We start from the raw sequence: 23,616 nt of genomic DNA, 5'->3' as shown, positions 1-23,616 counted from the left end.
ACGACATGGCGGAGAGACAGCCGATATCAACCGCGCCGACCGATGGCTCCAAGGTCACCGTCTACTGGAAGGACGGCAATGGGGTGATCAACGAGTCGGTCGCGCAGTATCGCGACGGCGGCTGGTGGACCTATATCGACAGCACCACGCAGAAGAAGGTCGAGCCGAGCAGCTGGCGGCCTGCCGCAAGCGACGATGACGACTAAAGCAATTCCAGGAAAAGTGTGAGGCGGTTTTCCGTCCGCAATTGCTCAAAGAAAGGGCTTGAGGTCGGTCGCTGGCGGCCGGGATTGCTTTGGCTTAGCCTGAACCCGTTGATATCGAGGCCGATTCGGGGACTTGCGCTCCGCTGTCGCCCTCCTGCTCAGAGGAAAGCTCAATGGGTATCGAAAGCCTTCTCGTCTTCATCATCATCGGCGCCATCGCCGGCTGGCTCGCCGGCCTCATCGTCAAGGGCTTCGGCTTCGGTCTGATCGGCAACATCGTCGTCGGCATCGTCGGCGCCCTGATCGCCGGCTGGCTGTTCCCGAGGCTGGGGTTCGCCGTAGGCGGCGGCGTGCTTGCCGCGATCATCCACGCCACCATCGGCGCGGTGATCCTGCTGGTGCTGCTCAAGCTGGTGAAGCGGGCTTGATGCCTGGCGTGGGCACCAGGGGCGCGCCATGAAGCAGAACACACTCTATCTGATCATCGGCGCGCTGCTGGTCGTGGTCATCGCGCTCGGCGTCTATGTCTACCGCGAGCAAACGCGGCCGAAGGGCGTCGAGCTCAAGATCGACGACAAGGGCATTTCGATCCAGCAGAATTGATCGGATCGGCGCAGCCGGCGCCGACGGATTGACCGGCCGCATCGGCTTTCGTCGGGCCGCCTCTCGGGTTTCCGGCGAGGCGGCCCCGGTCCCCATTTCCATTGTCACCCCTCGGCTGTCGCGGCGCTTCTCTGGGCGCAGCGCGAACCCCCTGGGCTTTTGCAACCGCCGCGCTACTTCCCTTTTGTGGACCTCGGTTCACTGATTGGCAGATTGGGAGGTTTTCATGGATCGCCGATTATTCTTGACGGGAATGCTGGGCGTGGCGGGGGCGGCCGCAATTGTCAGCGCGGTTCGGCCCATCAGCGCCGTGGCCGGCATTCCGGACGCCAGAAGCGGTATCCTCGATGAGCTCGAGGCGCAGGACAAGCAGGCCTGGGAGGACGATGGCAGCGAAGCGGAGGTGCAGACCGTCTCGCATCGCCATTGGCATCGGTGGCATCGGCGGAGAAGGCGGCGTGCCTGGAGACGTTACTGCCGCACCTACTGGCGGCATGGCCGGCTGCGCAGACGCTGCCATCGCCGGCGCGTCTGGATCTGGTTCAGGCTTTAGGGGCTAGCGGCGTGCTCCTGCTCCGGCCGGTTTGCCCAGCCGGGGCAGGGCGTCGTTCGCCGGTTTGAACGTGCAACGCGCCGCCAACGCGCGGCGGATAACAGGACGCGGCGCCGGAAAGCATGGGCAACCGCGGCCCGCGACGAGCGCCAAGCCGGACCCTCAGCAACTATTTGATTATCAATCGTTTTCAAATTTATCCCACTTGACCCGCCCCTAAGATCAAGGCCGCCGCAACAGGTCCTCCGGATCCATTGGGCGTAGTGCGTCGATGGCCAGCCGCGAAAGCGCCCCTGTACCTCACCGGACTTGAGAAGAGCTGCTGCAAGCAAGCATCGCGACCTCGCGAGTCGTGAGCCGATTGACAAAACAATCCAAGCCTATCATATGATAGGTAGACTATCGATTGATAGGGAGGGGATTTTGGATCGAGTGAGCTCGGACGCTTCACGGTTGCAGGAGCTGGGTTATCGACAGCAGCTCCGGCGCGGACTCGGCGTCTTTTCGACATTTTCTATCGGCGTTGCCACCGTCGCACCGGTGGTCGGTCTCTATGCGATCTTCGGGCTCGGGATGAACCTGTCCGGGCCGGTGTGGGTGTGGCTGCTGGTACTGTCCCTGGTCGGCCAGGTGCTGGTGGCAGTGGTCTATTCGGAACTCGCATCCGAGTTCCCGATTGCAGGAGGGCCCTATCAGTGGGTGCGCCGGCTGATCGGGCCGGACGCGGGCATCTTCACAGGCCTCATATACCTCGTTGCCGTGTCGGCGGCGCTCGCCACCGTGGCGTTCCTTGCGGCGCCGTGGTTCGCGCAGCTGCTCGGTCTTCAGCCCTCGCCGGGCGGGCACATGCTGCTTTCGTTCTGCGTTCTGCTCGCTTCCCTGCTGGTCAATGCCGGCGGCGTCCAGGTCGTTCGCGTGGCGGTAAACTTCGGCATCGCAGCCGAGATAATCGCTTCGATGCTCATCGGCTCGATGCTGCTGGTGTTCTTCCGAACCCACGATGCCACCGTCCTCTTCAGTTCGATGGGGGCTCCGACCTCGCTCGGAGCAGCGCTTGCCACGCTCGCCGTCTGCGGTTGGGCCTTCGTCGGCTTCGATGCGAGCGCGTCGGTCGCCGAAGAGACCACCGGCGCGGGCGCGAACGTTCCGCGTGCCATCCTTGCCGCCACGGTGGTCGTTGGCATCGCAGTGGTTTTGGTCGCCGTTGCCGTCATCCTGGCGACCGGTGACCTCCAGGCGGTGATCTCGGGCTCTGAAATGGATCCGGTCACGGCGACGGTGGTCGCCTCGCTGGGTGATTGGTCGCGAATGCCGTTTCTGGCGGTGGTGGCGATCACCTTTTTCGCCTGCTGCATTTCCATGCAAGCCTATCTTGGCCGCGTCATCTTCAGTCTCGCCCGGGATGGCGTGCTTCCGTTCTCCCGCAAGTTGGCTTCGGTCAGCGAAGGCAGAAAGGTTCCGCTGGTCGCCATGACGACCATGACGCTCATCGCCTCGGCCTGCCTGCTTCTCGGCTTCAACGAAGGGGCTGTCGGAACGATGATCAGCTTCGGCACCGCAGGCCTCTATATAACGTTCCTGCTGGTCGTGGCGGCGGCGCTCTACGCCCGCCTCAGCGGCAAGTGGCGCCCCGAGGGCTCGTTGCGTCTCGGCGCGCTCGGCACGCCGGTCAACGTCGCCGCCTTGGTCTGGCTGCTGTTCGAGACCATCAACATAGCATGGCCGCGCGTCGAACTGGCGCCGCCAAATGCTCCGGTTTGGCAGGTTTGGGCGGCGATCTGGGTCTTCGCGGTCGTTGCCGCGCTGGCTGTCATCTACATCGGCGCGTGGCGTCGCAAGAACCTGGGTGCGGAATAGAAATGAGCATTCTGGGCAAAGGCGGCCTGCTGCTGCTGTCGATGGGGGGCTGCTCCGGCATCCTCATGTATCTGTCGCTCGAGCGCCCGGCAGGGTGGGCATACATCAGAAACTTCGCGCGGCTGCGGCAAGGCCACGTCGACGCTTTGGTGCTCGGCGGCATCTTCCTCGCCGCGGAGGCGACAGGCGTCGTCGACCCTTATGCGTCTTTGGTGTTGCTGATCACCGGCTTCTATACCGTCATCTCGACGGGTGCGATGGGCTGGTGGCCGGATTTTCCGCAGCGATACAAGGTTGCAGGCGTCGGCGACTTCGCCGCCTTGTCGACTTTCGCTCTTGCCTGGGTCTGGGTCACGGTCCGCGTGCTGACGGGGTGGTAGAAGAGACATGACGCGCATTTACATCAGCCAGAAGCCCCCGCACCTTCTCGATCTCGACGCGGGCATCGCCACTGCGAAAGCGGAGATCGAGGCCGCAGCGGCACAAGGCGCCGATCTCGTTGTGTTTCCCGAGACCTGGCTCGGCGGCTATCCAGCCTGGGTTTTCGGGTTAGCCGGCTGGAACGATCCGGAGGCGCGGCACTGGTTCCAGAAGCTGGTGGCCGCAAGCGCCACCGTTCCCGGCCCTCACGTGCAGGCCCTCTGCGACGCCGCGCGTGACAATGGGGTGTGCGTGGTGATCGGCCTCAATGAGCGCGCTCGGCCGAGCGCCGCGCTGCTTTACAACAGCGCGCTTACGATCGACGCGGATGGATCGATCGTGTCCGTTCACCGCAAGCTCACTCCAACCCACACCGAACGCCTGGTCTGGACGCCGGGCGATGCGGACGGCCTGCGCGTGAACGAAACGGCGGCCGGGCGGGTCGGCGCGATGGTGTGCTGGGAGCATTTCCATCCCATCATCCGGCAGGCCCTGCACGCCGAGGACGAGCAGATTCATGTTGCGCTTTGGCCGGACATGCCGTCGGCGCACCAGCTTGCTTCCCGGCACTACGCTTTCGAGGGGCGCTGCTTCGTCGCAAGCGCCGCGACGTATCTTCCTGTGGAGGCCGTGCCGCCGGACCTGCGGGCGGCCTATGAAAAGGGGACGGGGGGAGACGCTTCGTTTCCCGGAGGATCGGGGGTCATCGGGCCCGACGGCGAATACCTGGTCGGTCCGGTCTTCGGCGACGCGCCCGTCATCTGTGACCTTGACCTTGCGCAGACCATAGCGTTCAAGCACGATCTCGACGTAACGGGTCACTACAGCCGATCCGATATCCTGCATTGGGGCGTCGATCGGCCGGGAACGAGGTATGGCGAGCAAGGCAGACCGGACTATCGGAGCAAGTGATCAAAACTGGGATCAGTTCGCGCCAAACGACACCCGGCGACGAATCCTCATGGAAGCCAGCGCGCTCTTCCGCCGCCACGGATATCAGGCCACCTCGACACGACAGATCGCGGCTGCGGTAGGCATCAGGCAGCCATCGCTGTTTCACCATTTCGCAAACAAGCAGGCGATACTCGAGGCGCTGTTTTCTCTCAGCCTCGACAATGCGGTGGTCGTCGCGGAAAGGACAGCGAACGCATCTGGATCGGCGGCAGCGAGACTTCATGACTATCTGGTCTGGGATCTCGAGACGCTGCTGAGCCTGCCGCTCTCGCTATCCGAACTCTACAGCAGCGATATATTGCGTGCGCCGGAATTGGCGCACTGGGCCGCCAAGCTCGAATCCCTCTACCTCGCGTTGGAGAAACTTGTCCGCCAGGGCATAGAGGCGGGCGAGTTCGTTGCCACGGATCCGGTGCTCATACGCATCCTGATCGCAAACGTGACGATCGCACACATCCAGTACGCGGACGAACGGCCTGATCGAGATCCCAAGAAGCTGGCGCGAGACGGTGCGCGGTTCGTACTCGCCGGGCTGAGCAACATGGAGTCCGCTCATCTTGACGAGTTGATCTCTGGCACAAGAAGCCGGTAGCGGATTTAGAAAATCGTAAGGAATTTCAAAAGGGTGCATAAACCCTGCTTTAACGCGCCCTTAAATCGCCGCATCTAGTCTGCACCCGAGCGCCATTAGCACCGGGACATTAAGCGAAGCGCATGGCGAACCGCAGAGACAGTCGCATCGAACCGAGCTTCGACGGGCCGCCCCAGGCGAAATCCCCGGCCGGGTTCTCGGTGAGCGAGGAGGATCGCGTCGTGCCGGGCAGTCGCAAATCCGCCGCCAGACGCAAACCGGCCAGGAAGTCGTCGCGGCGCGGGCGCGACCGCAGCCGGCGCGGCCTGTTCGGCATTCTCGCCCGGCTGGCCTACTGGTGCTTCGTGCTGGCCATCTGGGGCGGCATCGCGGTGGCCGGCATCGTCGTCTATTACGGCGCCAAGATGCCGGCGGCGACTACATGGTCGATCCCCGACCGCGCGCCCAACATCAAGATCGTCTCGGTCGATGGACAGCTTATCGCCAATCGCGGCATGAGCGGCGGCGAGGCCGTCGGCCTGCATGAGATGTCGCCCTACATCCCCGAGGCCGTCGTCGCCATCGAGGACCGTCGCTTCTATTCGCATTTCGGCATCGATCCGATCGGGCTGACGCGCGCCATGGTCACCAATGTGCTTGGCGGGCACTTCTCGCAGGGCGGCTCGACGCTGACGCAGCAGCTGGCCAAGAACCTGTTCCTGACGCCCGACCGCACGCTGGAGCGCAAGGTGCAGGAAGTGCTCCTGGCGCTGTGGCTCGAGCATAAGCATACCAAGGACCAGATCCTCGAAATGTACCTCAACCGGGTCTATTTCGGCTCCGGCGCCTATGGCGTCGAAGCGGCCTCGCGGCGCTATTTCGGCAAGAGCGCGCGCGACGTGACGCTCTCCGAGGCAGCGCTCCTGGCCGGCCTGCTCAAGGCGCCGTCGCGGCTGTCGCCGGCGCGCGACCCGAAGGCGGCCGAGGAGCGCGCGCAACTGGTGCTCGCCGCCATGCGCGATTCCGGCAAGATCGGCGCCAAGGAACTGACGAGCGCGATGAGCGCGCCGGCGACGCGCGCGCCGTCCTACTGGACCGGTTCGGAAAACTATGTCGCGGACACCGTCATGGGCGAACTGCCCGACCTGATCGGCGACGTGCGCGGCGATATCGTCGTCGACACCACGGTCGATCTCACCCTGCAGAAGCTCGCCGAACAGTCGATCCGGCGGCTGATCGACGAGAGCGGCAAGAAGCTCAACGTCACGCAGGGCGCGCTGGTGTCGATCGACGATTCCGGCGCCGTGCGCGCCATGGTCGGCGGCTACGACTATTCGACCAGCCAGTTCGACCGCGCCTCGGAAGCGCGCCGCCAGCCGGGCTCGGCCTTCAAGCCCTTTGTCTACATGGCAGCGCTCGAGGCCGGCCGCACGCCGGACAGCGTGCGCAACGACGCGCCGATCAAGATCGGCAAATGGACGCCCGACAATTACGGCGGCAAGTACTACGGCAAGGTGACGCTGGCGACGGCGCTGGCGAAATCGCTTAACTCGGTCGCCGCCCAGCTCACCATGGAGGTCGGGCCGGACGCGGTGGTGGAAGCCGCGCACCGCATGGGCATCCAGTCCGACCTGCAGTCGAACACCTCGATCGCGCTCGGCACGTCGGAAGTGACGCCGCTGGAGCTGACCTCGGCCTATGTGCCGTTCGCCAATGGCGGCTTCAAGCCGGACATCCATTTCATCCGCCGCGTGACGACGACCGATGGCAAGGTGCTCTACGACAACAATGGCGGCAGCGCGCCGCGTGTCGTCAAGCAAGAGATCGTCGGCATGATGAACTCGATGATGACCGGCACGGTCGAGATCGGCACCGCCAAGAAGGCGGCCTTCGCCTGGCCCTCGGCCGGCAAGACCGGCACCAGCCAGAATTCGCGCGACGCCTGGTTCGTCGGCTACACCGCCAACCTCACCACCGGCGTGTGGTTCGGCAATGACGACGGCAGCGCGATGAAGAAGGTCACCGGCGGCGCGCTGCCGGCGCAGGCCTGGCATGAATTCATGGTCGCCGCGCATGAGGGCGTGCCGGTCCGGCCGCTGCCCGGAACCTGGAAGTCGACGCCGTCCGACACCGTCGTGCCCGACGAGATACCCTCGGCCGATGCCGGCCAGCCGGCGCCGATGCCGCAGGCGGCGGTCGGTCAATCCCAGTCCGCCCAGGCGCCCGCACGCCCGGCGCGACCGTCCAGGCCGGCCGAGACGGTCGATGCCGACGGGTTCGACATGCCGGGCGACGGCGGGACGACAGCCTCGGTCGGCCATCCGGTGCCGCCTGGCAATGTCGGCGGCCCGACGAAAAAGCGGCAGACCTCGATCCTCGACATCCTCACCGGCGGTTGAGCGGCAACATCGCCTCTCGCCATGGCTTGCGCCTTCGGCTACATGTCCGGCCGGAGACCGCGATATGGCCGAGACCGATACAAGAAAAACCATCGTGCTGACCGGTGCCAGCCGGGGCATCGGCCATGCGACGGTGAAGCGCTTCTCGCGTGAGGGCTGGCGCGTCATCACCTGCTCGCGCCAGGCTTTTGCCGAGGACTGTCCCTGGCCGGCGGGGCCGGAGGACCACATCAAGGTCGATCTCGCCGACCAGGAGGATGTCGGCATCGCCGTCTCTGAGATCCGCCACCGGCTGGAGGCGCATGGCGGCCAGCTCAACGCGCTGGTCAACAATGCCGGCATCTCGCCGAAGCTGAAGGACGGCAGCCGGATGAACTCGATCGACACGCCGATGCATGTCTGGCGTGACGTGTTCCAGGTCAATTTCTTCGCGCCGATCATGCTGGCCAGGGGCCTGTTCAAGGAACTGGCCCAGGCGAAGGGCTCGATCGTCAACGTCACCTCGATCGCCGGCACCCGTGTGCATCCCTTCGCCGGCACGGCTTACGCAACATCGAAGGCGGCACTGGGTTCGCTGACGCGCGAGATGGCGCATGATTTCGGCCCGCACGGCATCCGCGTCAACGCCATCGCGCCGGGCGAGATCGACACCGCTATCCTGTCGCCGGGCACCGACAAGATCGTCGAGACGATCCCGCTCAGACGCCTCGGCGCCACGGCGGAGGTGGCCGACATCATCTTCTTCCTGTGCTCCGGGCAGGCGTCCTACGTCACCGGCTCGGAGATCCACATCAATGGCGGTCAGCACGTCTGAACGGCTGACTCAGGACTGCTCATCCGGTCATGGTGAGAACGGCCTTGCCGCTGAAACTGCGCTGTCGCAGGGCGTCCAGCGCCTGGCCGATGTCTGTCCACGGCACAGTCAAGGCGACGCGGGTTTCCAACCGGCCAGCCGCGACCAAAGCGAGCAGCGTGGCGATGTCGGTGCCGATGGCTGGACCGGACGTATAGTAGGCGAAGGTCTGAAGCCTCGCCCCTTCATGGCCTGGAACGAACTGGCGAAATCCGACGGGCGTCAGTTCGCCGCTGCTTGAACCGAACATGACGATCGTGCCGCCAGGCGCGACGCGTTCGATCGCGTGCGCAAGGCTTGTGCCGCCGACCGACTCGGTGATCAGCGAGAACGGCCCCTCGGCCCGCGCGATCGAGTCGACGACCCGCCCGGCTCCCAGCCCACTCAGGTCTTCTTCATGCCGGGCGGCGGCTATCGCCGTCACCGAGGCGCAGGGCGATCTGGATCTGGAAACGACCGACCGCACCGCTTGCGCCGGTGATCAGAACCTGCTGGCCGGCGAGGTCACCGCCATGGCGCAACGTTCTCAGCGCCGTCGTGCCGGCGACCGGCAGCGTGGCCGCGGAACCGAAATTGACGCCATCCGGCAGGACGGCGAGACGGTCGGTCGGCACGGCGACACGTTCGGCCCAGCCGTGCTCGTCGACCAAAGCCACGACCCGGGTGCCCACGGCAGGCCCCGAACCATCGGCTGCTGCCCGTTCGACGACCCCGACGATGTCCTGGCCGGGTATCCAGCCATTCGGACGTATGGCGAGGAGGCGCAGCTCACCGCGGTTCAGCGAGGTTGCGTGGACCGCGACAAGCGCCTCGTTCGCCAAGGGCCGAGGGTCCTCGACCTTGGCGAGCCTCAGTCCGGCGGTACTGTCGGGAGACATGACGAGGGCGAGCATGGGGTTCTTACCTTCCTGGACCAAGCCGGCGTTGGGCGCGCGGCGTCAACGCGATCGCCATGCGCAGACCGGAACCTAATCGACTCCCAAGATCAAAGAATTTAGCTATAACAGCACTTGATCGCTAAAAGCAGTCAATCATGAGACAGCCACTACGCTACCCATGGCTCGATTTCGATGTCGACGACGTTCTCGCGCCGGCAATCGCCGTGCGCGTCGATGTACCGGAGACCAGGGCGGAGGTGGCCGACCACTGGCACCGCAAGGGCCAACTCGTCTTCGCGCTGGGCGGCGGCGTCACCTGTCGGGTTGCCAGCGGCCTTTGGATGGTGCCGCCGCATTGCGCCGTGTGGCTCCCCGGTGGCATGCAGCACAGCAACATCGCGACCGCCAATGCGCGGATTTTCTTCGTTTATCTCGAGCCGGGCGCCGCCGACCTGCCGGACCGGTGCTGCACGCTTTCGATCTCGCCGCTGCTGCGCGAGCTGATCATCGACCTGTCGGAATGCGCGCCGGAGGACGCACGATGCGGTTTCCTGGGAGGGATTCTGCTTGCCGAACTGCCGCGCATGCCTGTCCAGCAATTGCACCTGCCGATTTCGGCCGAGCCGCGCTTGCGGCGGATCGCCGAGGCGTTGGCGGATGATCCCGCCGACCGCAGCACGCTTGCGGAATGGGCAAGCCGCGTGGCGCTCAGCGAAAGCAGCCTGGCGCGCCTCGTCGTGAAGGAAACAGGGCTGACCTTCGGGCGTTGGCGCCAGCAGCTGCACCTGATCGTGGCGCTGCGCGAACTCGCCTCAGGCGCCAGCGTGCAGCAGGTCTCGGGCGATCTCGGCTATGAATCCGTCACGGCGTTTATCACCATGTTCAAGAAGGCGCTGGGCAAGCCGCCGGCAAAATATCTCAGCGATATCGCGCAAAACGGAGGCTCCGCATTTGTCGCTTGATCAACCCGGCTGGTGCGTGGACGCGCAACTCAAACGGCTTGCGGTTTGATCTCCGGGGCGAGGGCGACCTCTTCCAACCCAGCGGATGCCGTACCCGTCACCACCTCGACGATGCCGCGCGCGATCTCGCGCTCGCCCATGATCACGGTGTCGGCGCCGAGCCCCCTGAGATGCTCGACCTCGGCATCGGAATGGGCGCGGGCTATGACGTTGATGCCGGGGTTGGCGGCGCGGGCGCGCTGCACGACCTGGCCGGCCTCGAAAGCGTTGGGGATGGCCAGGATCAGCCGTTTTGCCGCCTCCGGATTGGCTGCGGCGAAGACCTCGCCATTGGCGGCGTTGCCCGACACGGTCTCGATGCCTTCGGCCTTGAGCCTGGCCAGCGCCTTGTCAGCGTCCTCGATGACCAGAAAGGGCAGGGCGGCCTGTTTCAGCGCCGCGCCGACGAGGCTGCCGACACGGCCGTAGCCGATCAGGATGGAATGGCCGGTAAGCGCGGTTCTTGGCGGCGGGCCGTCTTGCTTTTGCCGTGAAGCCGTCACCGAAGCCACCTGGCCGGGCTCGGTCGCCGGGCCGATCGGCCTTGCCTCTTCCGGCGGCGATGCCTTGGCCGAGCGCGCCTCCAGCCACGGTGTCATCCAGTCGATGGCCAGGAACATCAGCGGATTGAGCAGGATCGACAGGATGGCGCCGGCGAGGATCAGGTCGCGCCCCTGTTCGGGCAGGAGTTTCAGGCCGACGCCGAGCTCGGCGAGGATGAAGGAAAATTCGCCGATCTGGGCAAGGCTGGCCGAGATCATCAGCGCTGTCGCTACCGGATAGCGGAAGGCGAGGACGATGACGAAGGCGGCCAGCGACTTGCCGATGACGATGATGGCCAGCGTCGCCAGGATCGGCCAGCCATTGCTGACCAGGCTGAACGGGTCGAACAGCATGCCGACCGAGACGAAGAACAGCACCGAGAAGGCATCGCGCAGCGGCAGCGATTCCTCGGCTGCCCGATGGCTTAGCTCGGATTCGCTCATGATCATGCCGGCGAAGAAGGCGCCCAGCGCCAGCGATACGCCGAACAGTTTCGCTGCCCCGAAGGCGACGCCCAACGCAATCGCCAGCACCGCCAGCCGGAACAGCTCGCGCGACCCGGTATGGGCGACATAATGCAGGATCCAGGGGATGACGCGGCGGCCGACCACCAGCATGACGACGACGAAAGCCACCACCTTCGCCAGCGTGACGCCGACGACGCCCCAGATGCCGTAGCTGGCCGGCAGCGCCAGCAGGCTGGCATGGTCGTCGGCCTGCGGCACGCCGCCGAGCACGCCGGCCAGCGCCGGCAAGAGCACCAGCGCCAGCACCATGGCAAGGTCCTCGACGATCAGCCAGCCGACGGCGATACGGCCGCGTTCGGTCTCGATCAGCCGCCGTTCCTGCAAAGCGCGCAGCAGCACCACCGTCGAGGCGACGGACAATGCCAGGCCGAAGACCAGCCCGGCGCCCACCGACCAGCCGAGCAGCCAGGCAAGGCCGACGCCGAGCAGCGTGGCAAAGCCGATCTGGACGATGGCGCCGGGCACGGCGATGGCGCGGACGGAGAGAAGGTCCTTCAGCGAGAAATGCAGGCCGACGCCGAACATCAGCAGGATGACGCCGATCTCGGCAAGCTCGGTGGCCAGGCTTGCGTCGGCGACGAAGCCCGGCGTGTTCGGCCCGACCAGGACGCCGGCCACGAGATAGCCGACCAGCGGCGGGATGCGGAAACGGTTGGCGAGCGCGCCGAAGATGAAAGCCAGCCCCAGACCGGCGACGATGGTGGCGATAAGGGGCGTGTCATGCGGCATTGTCTATGGAGCGCCTTTCGAAAAAATCACGATAGGGCCGCCCCGCGGCCGCCGCCCGTTGCAATATGGGGGGAGGCATGGCCGCGAGGCAACCCGTAAAGCCGTGAAATCGAAAGGCAAAGGCGCACGAATGCCGGGCGAAGGGCGGATTGCGCTTGCGGGCGCCGTCAGGCTGCCTGGAGCAGGCTTTCGATCTCAGGGATGGTGTGGTTGGTCAGCGTCTTTGGAATTTCCACCGTCACCCTGTCGCCGACAAGCTTGTGGAGCTTCCGGCGCATTTCGCCCAGCACCAGCGGCGGCGCGATCAGCACGATCTCCTTGAAGGCGCCGCGATTGGCGAGCCCATAGAGCCGTTCGGCAATGTCGTCGGCGAAGCGCTCCTTGCCGATACGATGCCAGTCGGTGTCCTCGACCGCACTGCGATGGATGGACGGCCCGTCATTGTAGCGGCCGGGGCGGTCGCTGCCCTGCTCGCGCGTGGCGGGGTTCTCCTGCTCCATCTCCTGCACGACCTGCAGGTCCGGATTGCGGGTGTTGCCTTCATTGCGCAGGAACAGCGCTTTTTCGCCATCGGCGACCACGATCCAAAGGCCATGTTTCAGCGTGACATTGCTCATACGGGCTCCTCCTGCTTTTGCTGTGTTGCGAACCGTTCGCGGCCGGCAGGCCGGGGCGGGTCCGTATGGCAAACGCCCGCTCAAGCAGGAATGTTCCGATATCGTTGTGGCGCTCATCCAACGTAGCGTGCAAGCCCGCGACGATCTTTGCGGCCTTAATCTACTAAATTGGTAGAATTTAGAAAAATCTGTTTTGCAGCGTGGAGTATTTGCAGCTAAAAACGCCTGAGATCAGGGCCCGCAACAGCGGCTTCAATCCGATCCTCTCCCGGATGTGGAATTTTTTTCTCCTGCTCTTCGCGCTTGCGAAAAAGCGATTGCCTGCCATCGCGGGATGCGCGAGTGCTTTGCTTCTGGTTTTTCACGCCCGCGCGTAAAACTGCCAAATTGCTCAGGAATCTGCTCGCCATGCCGCAGGCCAATGCCAAGCTCAACGCTTTCCCCGTCTTCATGCGGGTCGAGGGCGAAGCCGTGGCCATTGTCGGCGGCGGCGAGGCGGCGCTGGCCAAGGCGCGGCTCGTCGGCCAGTCGAGCGCGGTGCTGCGCATCATAGCGCAAACCGCCGAAGCCGAGCTGCTGTCTTTCATTGCCGCGACCGGTGCTGTCCATGTCGCCGCCGCCTATGAGGCTGCGCATCTCGAAGGCGCGGCCATGGTGTTCGCCGCCAGCGGCGACGAGGCGCTCGACCGCCGCGTTGCCGAGGATGCGCGCCGCTTGAGCATTCCGGTCAACGCGGTCGACCGGCCAGAGCTTTGCGATTTCTTCACGCCAGCGCTGGTCAACCGCGCGCCGGTCGCCATCGCCATCGGCACCGAAGGCGCCGGCCCGGTGCTTGCGCAGATGCTGCGCGGCCGCATCGATCGCATGCTGTCGCCGTCGCTCGGCGCGCTGGCCACGCTTGCCGCGTCCTTCCGGGGCGCCGCCGAGCGGCTGCCGAAGGGCACCGGCCGCCGCCGCTTCTGGCGCGATTTCTTCGCCGGCGCGCCGGCGCGAGCCGTCGAGGCGGGCGAGTTTGCGAGGGCGCATGATGCCGCCGTCGAGCTGCTTGTCTCCGACGCGCCGGCCTCGGGCCACATCGCGCTGGTCGGCGCCGGTCCGGGCGCCGAGGATCTGCTGACGCTCAGGGCGCATCGCCTGCTGATGGAAGCCGACGTCATCGTCCATGACGCGCTGGTGCCGGAAGCGATCGTCGCCATGGGCCGCCGCGATGCCGAGCGCCTGCCGGTCGGCAAGCGCAAGGGCTGCCATTCCAAGAGCCAGGAAGAGATCAACGTGCTGCTCGTCGAGCTTGGCCGCGAGGGCAAGCGCGTCGTGCGGCTGAAGTCGGGCGACCCGCTGGTGTTCGGCCGCGCCGGCGAGGAAATGGCGGCACTTCGCGATGCCGGCATCGCCTATGAGGTGGTTCCCGGCGTCACCGCGGCCTTTGCCGCCGCCGCCGATTTCGAACTGCCGCTGACGCTGCGCGGCGTGTCGTCCTCGCTGGTGTTCACGACCGGCCATGACCTGAAGGGCAATTCGCTGCCCGACTGGGCCAAGCTCGCCATCTCCGGCGCCACCGTCGCCGTCTATATGGGCCGCTCGGTCGCGGCCGAAGTCGCCGGCCGACTGATCGAGGCGGGCCTGTCGCCCGACACCGCGGTCGCCGTGGTCGAGAACGCCAGCCTCGGCAACCGCCGCCGCTTCCACGGCACGCTCGCCGATCTGCCTTCGCTGGAGGCCCGCGCCGATCTCTCCGGCCCGGTGATGACCATCATCGGCGACGCGGTCGCCGGCGCCAATTTCGAACGTTCCGAGCCGCTCGCGGCACACAGGCATGAAGATACGGCCAGCGCAACGGCCGAAGGAGTTGAACAATGAAGGTTCTGACCGCGAACAGGCTCACCGACGGCATCGCCGTCTGGTACGCCGATGGCGGCTGGGCGGAAACGGTCGGCGGCGCCGACCTCGCCCACGACAAGGCGGCGGAGGACCGGCTGGAAGCGATCGGCGCGGCGGCCTACGCCAACAACGAGGTGGTCGACGTCAACTTGATCGACGTCACGGTGGTCGACGGGTTGGTCGAGCCGGTGCGGCTGCGCGAAAAGATCCGCGCCGCCGGGCCGACCATCCGCGAAGATCTCGGCAAGCAGGCAAGCCCGCAACCCGTGCGGGCGGCATAGACCAAACAGGCAATGCGGGCGGACGCGCCCTGAAAGACGAAGCATGTACCGTTACGATGAGTTCGACCACGATTTCGTTCAGGCCCGCGTCGCCGAGTTCAGCGACCAGGTGCAGCGCCGGCTCGCCGGCGAGATCACCGAGGACCAGTTCCGGCCGCTGAGGCTGATGAACGGCGTCTATCTGCAGCTGCATGCCTATATGCTGCGCATCGCCGTGCCCTATGGGACGCTGAACAGCAAGCAGATGCGCATGCTGGGCCACATCGCGCGCAAATACGACAAGGGCTACGGCCATTTCACCACGCGCCAGAACATCCAGTTCAACTGGCCGGCGCTGTCCGACATTCCCGCGATCCTGGCCGATCTCGCCAGCGTCGAGATGCATGCGATCCAGACCTCTGGCAACTGCATTCGCAATGTCACCGCGGACCATTTCGCCGGCGCTGCGGCCGACGAGGTCGCCGATCCGCGGCCCTATGCCGAGATCCTGCGGCAATGGTCGTCGGTGCATCCGGAGTTTTCGTTCCTGCCGCGCAAGTTCAAGATCGCGGTGACGGGCGCCGAGCGCGACCGCGCCGCCATCCAGACGCACGACATCGGCCTGCACCTGAAGAAGAACGCGGCCGGCGAGCTCGGCTTCGCCGTCTATGTCGGCGGCGGCCAGGGCCGCACGCCGATGGTGGCGCGGAAGATCCGCGACTTCCTGCCGGAAGCCGATCTTCTCTCCTACTGCACGGCGATCCTGCGCGTTTACAACCTCTATGGCCGCCGCGACAACAAGTACAAGGCGCGCATCAAGATCCTCGTCCACGAGACCGGCGTCGAGGAGATCACGCGCCAGGTCGAGGCCGAGTGGCAGGAGCTGAAGGACGCCGAGCTGAAGCTGCCGGAAGCCGACATCCAGGCCATCAACGCCTATTTCACGCCGCCGGGTCTGGCCGAGCGGCCGGAAGGCGACGCGGCAGTGAAGCTGGCGCGGCTCGATTCCAAGAATTTCTCGGAATGGCTCGACCAGAATGTGGTGACGCATCGCCATCCCGACTATGCGGCGGTGACGATCTCGCTGAAGGGCATCGGCGAGGTGCCGGGCGACGCCACCGACAGCCAGATGGAGGCGGTCGCCGACATCGCCGAGAAATACGCCTTCGACGAACTGCGCGTCAGCCATGAGCAGAACCTGATCCTGCCGCATGTGGCGCGCGCCGATCTGAAGGCCGTCTACGACGCGCTGGTCGACATCGGCCTCGCCACGGCCAACTCCAATCTGATCAGCGACATCATTTCCTGCCCCGGCCTCGACTATTGCGCGCTGGCCACGGCTCGTTCCATTCCGGTGGCGCAGGAGATCTCGCAGCGCTTCGCTTCGCTGGAACGGCAGCGCGAGATCGGCGAATTAAAGCTGAAGATCTCCGGCTGCATCAATGCCTGCGGCCATCATCATGTCGGCCACATCGGCATTCTCGGCGTCGAGAAGAAGGGCTCCGAGCTTTACCAGGTCACCCTCGGCGGCTCGGCCGACGAGAACACCTCCGTCGGCGAGATCATCGGCCGCGGCTTCTCGTCGGAAGAGATCACCGACGCCATCGAGCAGATCGTCGATACCTATCTCGGCCTTCGGCTCAGTCCCTCGGAACGTTTTATCGACGCCTACCGCAGAGTCGGTCCCGCGCCGTTCAAGGAGGCGCTCTATGCTGGCGAAACCAAGGCCGCTTGACCGGGTCGTTGATGTCGAGGCCGGTGTCGCCGCCGAGGCGGCGGGGCTGGACGCGCTTTACGGTCACCTGAGCCCGATCGAGGTCATCGAGCGCTCGGCGAACGAGCTGTTTCGCGGCGGCATCGCCGCGGTTTCCTCCTTCGGCGCCGATTCCGCCGTGCTGCTGCACATGATCGCCAAGGTCGACCGCGCGCTGCCGGTGATCTTCCTCGACACCGGCAAGCATTTCGAAGAAACGCTCGGCTATCGCGATGCGCTGGTCGCCGATTTCGGCTTCACCGACGTCAGGGTGATCAAGCCGGAAGAGGCCGCGCTCGAGCGGGTCGATCCGACCGGCAGGCTGCACGAGACCAACACCGACGCCTGCTGCAACGTGCGCAAGGTCGAGCCGATGGCACGCGGCGTCGAGCCGTTCCGCGCCTGGTTCACCGGGCGCAAGCGCTTCCAGGCCTCGACGCGCGCGGCGCTTCCGGTCTTCGAGGCGGTCGGCTCGCGCATCCGCATCAATCCGCTGGCGCACTGGACGACGGCGGACCAAGCCGACTACATGCGCGCGCACGCGCTGCGCGAAAATCCGCTCGTCGCCTATGGCTATCTGTCGATCGGGTGCTTCCCGTGCACGCAGCCGGTACAGCCGGGCGAGGACGCGCGCAGCGGCCGCTGGGCCGGGCACGCCAAGACAGAGTGCGGCATCCACCTTTCCGGTTTGGAGAAGTCGCTGACCGACGCATCCCTTTAGGCTATGTTGATATTCAGGTGAGGCCGGCCCGCAATCGCCGGTTTCCTGCGTTTCCGGTGCTCATGCACCAGGGGACGCTCCGCTCCGGCTCGGCCTGACCTGAAACGCGATACATCCTTGGATTTTTGGACTTGGGAATTTTTGATGACTGAACCGACCAAATCGGAAACCCGCCTCTGGACCCCGAACGGTTTCCGCGAGGACGAGTGGATCCAGGCTGAGAGCGCCGAGGCGCTCGCCGGCAACGGCCGCTTCATCCTGCCGCTGCAGGCGTTCCTGGGGCTCGACCTTGAGGTGCGCAAGTCGGCCAGGGAACGCATCGGGGTGCTGCTGCAGCCCGGCGACGAGCTCGACAAAATCGTCGGCCTGCTCGACCAGCTGTCGCTGGTGGCGCTGGCCTTCCCGGCGTTCAATGACGGCCGCTCCTTCTCCAAGGGCGAATTGCTGCGCAGCCGCCATCATTTCGAGGGCGCCGTCCGCGCCACCGGCCAGGTGCTGGTCGACCAGCTGCCACATATGCTGCGGGTCGGCTTCGACGAGTTCGAAATCTCGAACCCGGTGCTTTTGAAGCGGCTGGAGGAAGGCCGCACCGGCGGGCTGGGGCTCTACTACCAGCCGACCGCCGAGTCGGAGGCCAAGGGGCCGAAATATTCCTGGCGGCGCAAACGCGCCGGCTGACCCAGAGGTAACTCGTCGACGTCTTTACAACGCGCGCAAGCAGGCTTTCTCTGACCGCACGGACGGAAACATCCGCCGGGAGGAGACCATGCGCTACGACTATGTCATCGCCGGCGGCGGTTCCGCCGGCTGCACGCTTGCCGCCAGGCTTTCCGAGGATGCATCGAAGACGGTCTGCCTGATCGAAGCGGGCGGCGAAGGCAAGGATCTCCTGATCCGCGCGCCGGCGGGCATCATCGCGCTGCTGCCGGGCAGGCCGAAGATCAACAACTGGGGCTTTGAGACGGTGCCGCAGGAAGGGCTTGGCGGCCGCAAGGGCTACCAGCCGCGCGGCAAGGCGCTGGGCGGCTCAAGCGCCATCAACGCCATGCTCTACACGCGCGGCCATCCTTGCGACTATGACGAATGGGCCGATCTCGGCTGCGACGGCTGGTCGTGGAGCGAGGTGCTGCCCTATTTCCGGCGCGCCGAAGGCAACCAGCGCGGCACCGACGCGCTGCACGGCGGCGACGGACCGCTCAGGGTGGCCGAGCAGCAGGAACCGCGTTCGATCTCGAAAGCCTTCGTCGAGGCCTGTGCCGAAAACCAAATCCGCCGCAACGACGATTTCAACGGGCCCGAGCAGGAAGGGGCGGGGCTCTACCAGGTCACGCAATTCTGGGGCGAGCAACGCAATGGCGAGCGCTGCTCGGCCGCGGCAGCCTATCTGCATCCGGCGATGGGCCGGCCGAACCTCACCGTCATCACCGGCGCGCAGGCGACCGGGGTGGTGCTCGACGGCAAGCGCGCGACGGGGGTGCGCTATCGTGCCGGCAAGAGCGAAGCCGTGGCGGAAGCCAGGCGCGAGGTCATCCTGTGCGGTGGCGCCTTCGGCTCGCCGCAAATGCTGCTGCTTTCCGGCATCGGTCCGGCGGTGGAGCTGGCAGTGCACGGCATTCCGCTCGTCCATGAACTGCCCGGTGTCGGCAAGAACCTGCAGGACCATCTCGATTTCATCCTGGCCTGGAAGTCGCGCGAGACCGAGCTGATGGGCATCGGCCTCCGCGGTCTGCCCGGACTGCTCAGGCACATGCTGCGCTGGCGCAAGGACGGCACCGGCATGATTGCCACGCCCTATGCGGAGGCCGGCGCCTTCCTCAAATCCGACGCGGCGGCCGAGCGGCCCGACCTGCAACTGCATTTCTGCATCGCCATCGTCGACGATCACGGCCGCAAGCTGCATATGGGTTATGGCTTCTCCTGCCATGTCTGCGTGCTGAGGCCGCATTCGCGCGGCGAGGTCGGGCTTACGAGCGCGAACCCGCTGGCGCCGCCGCGCATCGACCCGCGCTTCCTCGAGGACGAGCGCGACGCCGAGCTTCTGCTCCGGGGCGTGCGGATGACGCGCGGCATATTGGAGGCGCCGGCGCTGGCCAAATATCGCCAGAAGGAAATCTACACCGCCGGCGCTGCCAGCGACGCCGAGCTGATGGCGCATATCAGGGCCCGCGCCGACACGATCTATCACCCGGCCGGCACCTGCAAGATGGGCATCGACGAGATGGCGGTCGTCGATCCGCAGTTAAAGGTGCGCGGCTTGCAAGGGCTGCGCGTCGTCGACGCCTCGGTGATGCCGACACTCGTCGGCGGCAACACCAATGCGCCGACGATCATGATCGCCGAGAAGGCGGCGGATATGATCCGGGCGGCAGCCTGACGCCATCTTGGTCAGACCAGCCTGCCCGGTTTTGCTCCGGAAGCCCTGCCTTTATCGCTCGCCGGGCGCCACGGAATCAATCTGGTAGGACCAATCGTGCGATTTGCGCTTCCCCTCCGGCCTGCTTGCCCTTACGATAGGGCTATATTTCGTGCCTCGAAATAAATAGCCAGCTAAGGGAGGAACCGGCATGGCAGGCAAAAAGATTTTGATGCTCGTTGGCGAGTTCAGCGAGGAGTATGAGATTTTCGTCTTCGAACAGGCCATGCATGCGGTTGGCCATACGGTGCATGTCGTCTGCCCCGACAAGAAGGCCGGCGACATCTTGAAGACCTCGCTGCACGATTTCGAAGGCCACCAGACCTACACCGAAAAGCTCGGCCACGACTACATCCTCAACAAGAGCTTCGCCGAGGTGAACCCGGCCGATTACGACGCCGTCTATGCGGCCGGTGGGCGCGGGCCGGAATACATCCGCATCGACAAGCGGGTGCAGGCGCTGGTCAGGCATTTCCACGAGACCGGCAAGCCGATCTTCACCATTTGCCACGGCGTACAGATCCTGATCGCCGTCGATGGCGTGGTGCGCGGCCGCCAGGTCGCGGCGCTGCAATATTGCGAGCCGGAGGTGACGCTGGCCGGCGGCATCTACATCGATGTCGCGCCGACCGGCGCCCATGTCGATGGCAATCTGGTATCGGCCAAGGGCTGGCCTGGCCTTGCAGCGTTCATGCGCGAATGCCTGAAGGTGCTCGGCACCGAGATCCGCGACGGCAAGGCGCTGATGCGCGACGAACGCAAGGCGGCCTGAGCAAGGTTTGAAGAAACCCGCCGCATCCCGGTGCGGCGGGCAATGGATATTGAGCCGCTCTTAAGGCGCGCCGAAACGCCCTTGAGCGGCATGCCTCAAGCGGCAAGCGCGCTTCGCGGAACGACACCAGCTTGCCGCGGTTTTCGTCCCATAGCGCCAGCTTCACGCAGCGCAGGCTGTCGAGAAGCGTGACGCGGCCGATCCGCCGCAGCTCCGGATAATCCCGCAGCACTTCCGGAAGCCGGTAGCACGGCACCTTGGCGGAGAGGTGGTGGACGTGATGGACGCCGATATTGCCGGTGAACCAGTTCAGCACCGGCGGCAGGTCGTAGTAGGACGATCCATGCAGCGCGGCGCGCTGGAATTCCCAATCGGGATCCTTCGCCCATTCGGTCTCCTCGAACTGATGCTGGACATAGAACAGCCAGACGCCGGCCGAGCCCGCGAGGATCACGATCGGCAGGTGGACGACCAGGAACGCGCCCGGCCCGACAAGCCCGATGAGCGTCACCGCGGCGAGCGCGATGCCGAGATTGGTCGCCATGGATGACACCCACGGCGTCAGGCCGCCGCGCATCATGCCGACCGGCAGCCTCTGCTCGAAGATGAAAAGCCATATCGGGCCGAGACCAAACATCACCAGCGGATGGCGATAGAGGCGATAGGCAAGGCGGCCAGGCCAGGATAGCTGCCGGTATTCGGCGACGGTCAGTGTCCTGATGTCGCCCATGCCGCGCTCGTCGAGATTGCCGGCGCTGGCGTGATGGGTGGCATGGGCGCGCCGCCAGCAATCATAAGGCGTCAGCGTGAGCACGCCGAGGGCGCGGCCGATCCAGTCGTCCGCATAACGATTGGCGAAAAAGGAGCCGTGGCCGCAATCGTGCTGGATCATGAATATCCGCACCAGAAAGCCGGCCGCCGGAACGACGAGGGTCAGCCCCCACCAATGGCCGTAGGAATAGGCGGCAGAAGATAGAGCCCAGAGTGCGACGAAAGGGATGAGGGTTATGGCTAGTTCGATGGCGCTGCGCCGCCGGTCAGGCTTCTTGTAGCGCGCCAGGATCTTCAACCAGGCGCGCTTGCTGTTTGCCGCCGTCTCGGGGGAAATCATGTTCATCAGGGAGCATAGGCAGCGCATCCCGCCCCAGCAAGACGGCGATCACGCGAAATTACTGCGCGTAATTGTCGCGCGATGCCCGCGGTTCGTGCGGCCTACTGGCGACGTTCGCCGTTGGCGGCCCTGGTCTCGATGTCATCGAGCTGGTCGAGCAGGTTGCGGAAATGCTCGGGCGTGTTCGTTTCCAGGCGGAATGACGGCAGCGTGCGCAGGAAGCGCTTCGTCGCTTCGCTGCCAAGCTGTCGTCTGATATCGGCGGCGAGTTCCGCGCGCCGTTCGCCTTTGTTGCCGCTCATTGTCCCAAATCCTGTGTCGGCTTCGAAACTCCCTCAACCCGGCAATGGTTCCCTCGCCGTCGCTTTCTCGCAAGCGAAGCCGGCGATTAAGGTAAAATTTGATTTAATGTCGAACGTTCCCTGGAGACGCCGTGAAACTGCGCTGGGTCGCTTGCCCCTTGATTTTTGGCCCTCAAACCTCGATATCGGGCGCAAATCCAAACCATTCGGAATGACGGGAAACGGCGATGAGCGACCAGGCAAAAGACGAACGCGCGCCCGAGGATATCGAGCCTGCCGAGGCCAGTGGCGAGCGTCCGCAGGGCAGCGTCGACGGCGACTATGAGGCGCTGGTGCGGCTGCTGAAGGAAAACGAGGAACTGAAGGACCGCGCGCTGCGCGTGGCGGCCGAGATGGAGAACCTGCGCCGCCGCACCGCGCGCGACGTGCATGACGCGCGCACCTATGCGGTCGCCAATTTCGCCCGCGACATGCTGTCGGTGTCCGACAATCTGCGCCGCGCGCTGGACGCCATTCCGGCCGAGGCAAAGGCTGGCGGAGATGCCGGCTTCAAGGCGCTGATCGAGGGCGTCGATCTCACCGAGCGCGCCATGCTTTCGGCGCTGGAACGGCATGGGGTGAAGAAGCTTGCGCCGGAGGGCGAGAAGTTCGATCCGAACTTCCATCAGGCGATGTTCGAGGTGCCCAATCCCGACGTTGCCGCCGGCACCGTCGTCCAGGTCGTGCAGCCGGGCTATTCGATCGGCGACCGCGTGCTGAGGCCGGCCATGGTCGGCGTCGCCAAGGGCGGCCCGAAGGCCGCGGCCACCGAGGCGCCGGTCGAGCCCGGCCCGGTGAACGAGCAGGCCGAGAAGGATGCGTAGTTAAGGGAGTAGGGCAGTAAGGGAGTAGGGACAGCGGCGGGACTATTCACGCGGCTTGTGCTATCTAGAGGTCCCTATTCCCCTACTCCCTTACTGCCCTATTCCCTTATTCCCATGAACCTCATCGAGCTTCTCGACTATGCCGGCGTCGCCGTCTTCGCGGCGACAGGGGCGCTTGCCGCTTCGCGCAAGCAACTCGACATCATCGGCTTTCTGTTCCTGGCCTGCGTCACCGGTATCGGCGGCGGCACGCTGCGCGACGTCATCCTCAACCTGCCGGTGTTCTGGGTCGGCAACCGCGATTATGTGCTGATCTGCGTGGTGGTCGCGGTGCTAGTCTTCTTCAGCGCCCATCTGGTCGAATCCCGCTACAAATTGCTGCTCTGGCTCGACGCCATCGGTCTCGCCGCCTTCTCGGTGATGGGCGCCGCCAAGGGCCTCGCCATCACCGGGTCCCCGGTCGTCGCCACCATTACGGGCGTGCTGACCGCAACCTTCGGCGGTATCCTGCGCGATCTTCTGGCGGGCGAGCCATCGGTGCTTCTGCGGCCCGAGATCTACGTCACGGCTGCGCTTGCGGGTGCGGCGCTTTTCACCGTCGGCGATCTTGCCGGCCTGCCGCCATTGGCGGCCGGTCTGGTGGGTTTCGCCGCGGCATTCGCGGTGCGCGGCGGCGCGCTCAAATTCGGCTGGGCCTTCCCGGCCTACAAGAGCAGGCCCGGGCGGCGGCCGGAGGATATTCCGTGATGGAGGGATTAGGGAATAGTCAGTAGTCAGGGGAGCGTGAACGTGATGTCTTCCCCTACTGCCTACTGCCTACTGCCTACTGCCT

At 65.3% G+C, this 23,616-nt stretch carries 24 protein-coding genes and 2 pseudogenes; 20 read left to right on the top strand and 6 right to left on the bottom strand.

Annotated features, from left to right (window positions below):
* Positions 1–5 precede the first annotated feature (5 nt).
* From EN846_RS09060 to EN846_RS09015, 10 genes are all read left to right on the top strand, one after another.
* Positions 6–206 (top strand): hypothetical protein, encoded by a 201-nt coding sequence (locus EN846_RS09060; RefSeq protein WP_127282376.1) that lies wholly within the window; start codon positions 6–8, stop codon positions 204–206.
* A 173-nt stretch (positions 207–379) separates the two neighbouring features.
* A complete protein-coding gene (locus tag EN846_RS09055; RefSeq protein WP_127282377.1) occupies positions 380–634 on the top strand; it encodes a GlsB/YeaQ/YmgE family stress response membrane protein in 255 nt (84 codons plus the stop codon).
* Between the two features lie 28 nt (positions 635–662).
* Positions 663–809 carry a hypothetical protein gene (locus tag EN846_RS09050; RefSeq protein WP_127282378.1) on the top strand — a complete coding sequence of 49 codons (147 nt, stop codon included), beginning with the start codon at positions 663–665 and terminating at the stop codon, positions 807–809.
* A gap of 226 nt (positions 810–1,035) precedes the next feature.
* Positions 1,036–1,362 carry a protamine-2 (modular protein) gene (locus tag EN846_RS09045; RefSeq protein ID WP_127282379.1) on the top strand — a complete coding sequence of 109 codons (327 nt, stop codon included), beginning with the start codon at positions 1,036–1,038 and terminating at the stop codon, positions 1,360–1,362.
* A 309-nt stretch (positions 1,363–1,671) separates the two neighbouring features.
* Positions 1,672–3,219, top strand: a complete 1,548-nt coding sequence (locus EN846_RS09040) for an APC family permease (RefSeq protein WP_210236107.1) — start codon at positions 1,672–1,674, stop codon at positions 3,217–3,219.
* A gap of 2 nt (positions 3,220–3,221) precedes the next feature.
* On the top strand, positions 3,222–3,599 hold the full coding sequence (locus EN846_RS09035) for a hypothetical protein (RefSeq protein ID WP_127282380.1): 378 nt from the start codon (positions 3,222–3,224) through the stop codon (positions 3,597–3,599).
* Positions 3,600–3,606: 7 nt separating this feature from the next.
* The gene (locus tag EN846_RS09030; protein ID WP_127393594.1) at positions 3,607–4,551 is read left to right on the top strand and encodes a carbon-nitrogen hydrolase family protein; all 945 of its coding nucleotides are present in this window, start codon (positions 3,607–3,609) and stop codon (positions 4,549–4,551) included.
* A complete protein-coding gene (locus EN846_RS09025; RefSeq protein ID WP_127393595.1) occupies positions 4,514–5,185 on the top strand; it encodes a TetR/AcrR family transcriptional regulator in 672 nt (223 codons plus the stop codon). The genes EN846_RS09030 and EN846_RS09025 overlap by 38 nt, the downstream gene beginning before the upstream one ends.
* Positions 5,186–5,307: 122 nt before the next feature.
* Positions 5,308–7,563, top strand: a complete 2,256-nt coding sequence (locus tag EN846_RS09020; protein WP_127393596.1) for a transglycosylase domain-containing protein — start codon at positions 5,308–5,310, stop codon at positions 7,561–7,563.
* Positions 7,564–7,627: 64 nt separating this feature from the next.
* Positions 7,628–8,377 (top strand): SDR family oxidoreductase, encoded by a 750-nt coding sequence (locus EN846_RS09015; protein ID WP_126058269.1) that lies wholly within the window; start codon positions 7,628–7,630, stop codon positions 8,375–8,377.
* Between the two features lie 19 nt (positions 8,378–8,396).
* Here EN846_RS09015 and EN846_RS36515 read toward each other — a convergent pair.
* Positions 8,397–9,309, bottom strand: a pseudogene (locus EN846_RS36515) (zinc-binding dehydrogenase).
* 140 nt (positions 9,310–9,449) lie between these two features.
* Here EN846_RS36515 and EN846_RS09005 point away from each other — a divergent pair.
* Positions 9,450–10,256: a helix-turn-helix transcriptional regulator gene (locus EN846_RS09005; protein WP_127393124.1), complete on the top strand. Its 807-nt coding sequence runs from the start codon at positions 9,450–9,452 to the stop codon at positions 10,254–10,256.
* A gap of 29 nt (positions 10,257–10,285) precedes the next feature.
* On the opposite strand, the gene EN846_RS09000 is transcribed toward EN846_RS09005, so the two are convergent.
* The 3 genes from EN846_RS09000 to EN846_RS08990 all read right to left on the bottom strand — a co-directional run bounded on the left by EN846_RS09000 (position 10,286) and on the right by EN846_RS08990 (position 13,121).
* A complete protein-coding gene (locus EN846_RS09000; protein WP_127393123.1) occupies positions 10,286–12,094 on the bottom strand; it encodes a cation:proton antiporter in 1,809 nt (602 codons plus the stop codon).
* Positions 12,095–12,261: 167 nt separating this feature from the next.
* Positions 12,262–12,711: a host attachment family protein gene (locus EN846_RS08995; protein ID WP_127393122.1), complete on the bottom strand. Its 450-nt coding sequence runs from the start codon at positions 12,709–12,711 to the stop codon at positions 12,262–12,264.
* A gap of 215 nt (positions 12,712–12,926) precedes the next feature.
* Positions 12,927–13,121, bottom strand: coding sequence for a hypothetical protein (locus EN846_RS08990; protein WP_127282386.1), 195 nt, complete (start codon positions 13,119–13,121; stop codon positions 12,927–12,929).
* On the opposite strand from EN846_RS08990, the gene cysG reads away from it, so the two are divergent.
* From cysG to EN846_RS08955, 7 genes are all read left to right on the top strand, one after another.
* Complete coding sequence (gene cysG, locus EN846_RS08985) at positions 13,120–14,568, top strand: siroheme synthase CysG (RefSeq protein WP_135858301.1); 1,449 nt, start codon at positions 13,120–13,122, stop codon at positions 14,566–14,568. The genes EN846_RS08990 and cysG overlap by 2 nt on opposite strands.
* Positions 14,565–14,870 carry a DUF2849 domain-containing protein gene (locus tag EN846_RS08980; RefSeq protein ID WP_126058276.1) on the top strand — a complete coding sequence of 102 codons (306 nt, stop codon included), beginning with the start codon at positions 14,565–14,567 and terminating at the stop codon, positions 14,868–14,870. Before cysG ends, EN846_RS08980 begins: the two co-directional genes overlap by 4 nt.
* 43 nt (positions 14,871–14,913) lie before the next feature.
* Positions 14,914–16,584, top strand: a complete 1,671-nt coding sequence (locus tag EN846_RS08975; RefSeq protein WP_127282389.1) for a nitrite/sulfite reductase — start codon at positions 14,914–14,916, stop codon at positions 16,582–16,584.
* Positions 16,559–17,323: a phosphoadenylyl-sulfate reductase gene (locus tag EN846_RS08970; protein ID WP_127282390.1), complete on the top strand. Its 765-nt coding sequence runs from the start codon at positions 16,559–16,561 to the stop codon at positions 17,321–17,323. The genes EN846_RS08975 and EN846_RS08970 overlap by 26 nt, the downstream gene beginning before the upstream one ends.
* Before the next feature lie 144 nt (positions 17,324–17,467).
* Positions 17,468–18,001, top strand: a complete 534-nt coding sequence (locus tag EN846_RS08965) for a DUF934 domain-containing protein (protein WP_127282391.1) — start codon at positions 17,468–17,470, stop codon at positions 17,999–18,001.
* Positions 18,002–18,089: 88 nt separating this feature from the next.
* Complete coding sequence (locus EN846_RS08960) at positions 18,090–19,697, top strand: GMC family oxidoreductase N-terminal domain-containing protein (RefSeq protein ID WP_127393247.1); 1,608 nt, start codon at positions 18,090–18,092, stop codon at positions 19,695–19,697.
* Between the two features lie 190 nt (positions 19,698–19,887).
* Complete coding sequence (locus EN846_RS08955) at positions 19,888–20,508, top strand: DJ-1/PfpI family protein (protein WP_127393246.1); 621 nt, start codon at positions 19,888–19,890, stop codon at positions 20,506–20,508.
* Positions 20,509–20,611: 103 nt separating this feature from the next.
* On the opposite strand, the pseudogene EN846_RS08950 reads toward EN846_RS08955, so the two are convergent.
* Both EN846_RS08950 and EN846_RS08945 read right to left on the bottom strand, forming a co-directional pair.
* A pseudogene (locus EN846_RS08950) lies at positions 20,612–21,625 on the bottom strand (fatty acid desaturase); the annotation flags it as partial.
* Positions 21,626–21,720: 95 nt separating this feature from the next.
* Positions 21,721–21,921, bottom strand: a complete 201-nt coding sequence (locus tag EN846_RS08945; protein ID WP_127282395.1) for a hypothetical protein — start codon at positions 21,919–21,921, stop codon at positions 21,721–21,723.
* 227 nt (positions 21,922–22,148) lie between these two features.
* On the opposite strand from EN846_RS08945, the gene grpE reads away from it, so the two are divergent.
* Positions 22,149–22,784, top strand: coding sequence for a nucleotide exchange factor GrpE (gene grpE / locus EN846_RS08940; protein WP_127282396.1), 636 nt, complete (start codon positions 22,149–22,151; stop codon positions 22,782–22,784).
* Positions 22,785–22,898: 114 nt separating this feature from the next.
* Positions 22,899–23,531: a trimeric intracellular cation channel family protein gene (locus EN846_RS08935; protein WP_127282397.1), complete on the top strand. Its 633-nt coding sequence runs from the start codon at positions 22,899–22,901 to the stop codon at positions 23,529–23,531.
* The last annotated feature ends 85 nt before the right edge of the window (positions 23,532–23,616 follow it).

The sequence above is a fragment of the Mesorhizobium sp. M4B.F.Ca.ET.203.01.1.1 genome, from assembly GCF_004791025.1.
GTDB lineage: Bacteria > Pseudomonadota > Alphaproteobacteria > Rhizobiales > Rhizobiaceae > Mesorhizobium > Mesorhizobium abyssinicae.
This window is presented reverse-complemented; position numbering and strand designations above follow the sequence as displayed.

Excerpts from the sequence above, each read along its gene's own strand:
- EN846_RS09060 (WP_127282376.1), top strand. The coding sequence starts at position 6 with ATGGCGGAGAGACAGCCGATATCAACCGCGCCGACCGATGGCTCCAAG.
- EN846_RS09055 (WP_127282377.1), top strand. The coding sequence starts at position 380 with ATGGGTATCGAAAGCCTTCTCGTCTTCATCATCATCGGCGCCATCGCC.
- EN846_RS09050 (WP_127282378.1), top strand. The coding sequence starts at position 663 with ATGAAGCAGAACACACTCTATCTGATCATCGGCGCGCTGCTGGTCGTG.
- EN846_RS09045 (WP_127282379.1), top strand. The coding sequence starts at position 1,036 with ATGGATCGCCGATTATTCTTGACGGGAATGCTGGGCGTGGCGGGGGCG.
- EN846_RS09035 (WP_127282380.1), top strand. The coding sequence starts at position 3,222 with ATGAGCATTCTGGGCAAAGGCGGCCTGCTGCTGCTGTCGATGGGGGGC.
- EN846_RS09030 (WP_127393594.1), top strand. The coding sequence starts at position 3,607 with ATGACGCGCATTTACATCAGCCAGAAGCCCCCGCACCTTCTCGATCTC.
- EN846_RS09025 (WP_127393595.1), top strand. The coding sequence starts at position 4,514 with ATGGCGAGCAAGGCAGACCGGACTATCGGAGCAAGTGATCAAAACTGG.
- EN846_RS09020 (WP_127393596.1), top strand. The coding sequence starts at position 5,308 with ATGGCGAACCGCAGAGACAGTCGCATCGAACCGAGCTTCGACGGGCCG.
- EN846_RS09015 (WP_126058269.1), top strand. The coding sequence starts at position 7,628 with ATGGCCGAGACCGATACAAGAAAAACCATCGTGCTGACCGGTGCCAGC.
- EN846_RS09005 (WP_127393124.1), top strand. The coding sequence starts at position 9,450 with ATGAGACAGCCACTACGCTACCCATGGCTCGATTTCGATGTCGACGAC.
- EN846_RS09000 (WP_127393123.1), bottom strand. The coding sequence starts at position 12,094 with ATGCCGCATGACACGCCCCTTATCGCCACCATCGTCGCCGGTCTGGGG.
- EN846_RS08995 (WP_127393122.1), bottom strand. The coding sequence starts at position 12,711 with ATGAGCAATGTCACGCTGAAACATGGCCTTTGGATCGTGGTCGCCGAT.
- cysG (WP_135858301.1), top strand. The coding sequence starts at position 13,120 with ATGCCGCAGGCCAATGCCAAGCTCAACGCTTTCCCCGTCTTCATGCGG.
- EN846_RS08990 (WP_127282386.1), bottom strand. The coding sequence starts at position 13,121 with ATGGCGAGCAGATTCCTGAGCAATTTGGCAGTTTTACGCGCGGGCGTG.
- EN846_RS08980 (WP_126058276.1), top strand. The coding sequence starts at position 14,565 with ATGAAGGTTCTGACCGCGAACAGGCTCACCGACGGCATCGCCGTCTGG.
- EN846_RS08975 (WP_127282389.1), top strand. The coding sequence starts at position 14,914 with ATGTACCGTTACGATGAGTTCGACCACGATTTCGTTCAGGCCCGCGTC.
- EN846_RS08970 (WP_127282390.1), top strand. The coding sequence starts at position 16,559 with ATGCTGGCGAAACCAAGGCCGCTTGACCGGGTCGTTGATGTCGAGGCC.
- EN846_RS08965 (WP_127282391.1), top strand. The coding sequence starts at position 17,468 with ATGACTGAACCGACCAAATCGGAAACCCGCCTCTGGACCCCGAACGGT.
- EN846_RS08960 (WP_127393247.1), top strand. The coding sequence starts at position 18,090 with ATGCGCTACGACTATGTCATCGCCGGCGGCGGTTCCGCCGGCTGCACG.
- EN846_RS08955 (WP_127393246.1), top strand. The coding sequence starts at position 19,888 with ATGGCAGGCAAAAAGATTTTGATGCTCGTTGGCGAGTTCAGCGAGGAG.
- EN846_RS08945 (WP_127282395.1), bottom strand. The coding sequence starts at position 21,921 with ATGAGCGGCAACAAAGGCGAACGGCGCGCGGAACTCGCCGCCGATATC.
- grpE (WP_127282396.1), top strand. The coding sequence starts at position 22,149 with ATGAGCGACCAGGCAAAAGACGAACGCGCGCCCGAGGATATCGAGCCT.
- EN846_RS08935 (WP_127282397.1), top strand. The coding sequence starts at position 22,899 with ATGAACCTCATCGAGCTTCTCGACTATGCCGGCGTCGCCGTCTTCGCG.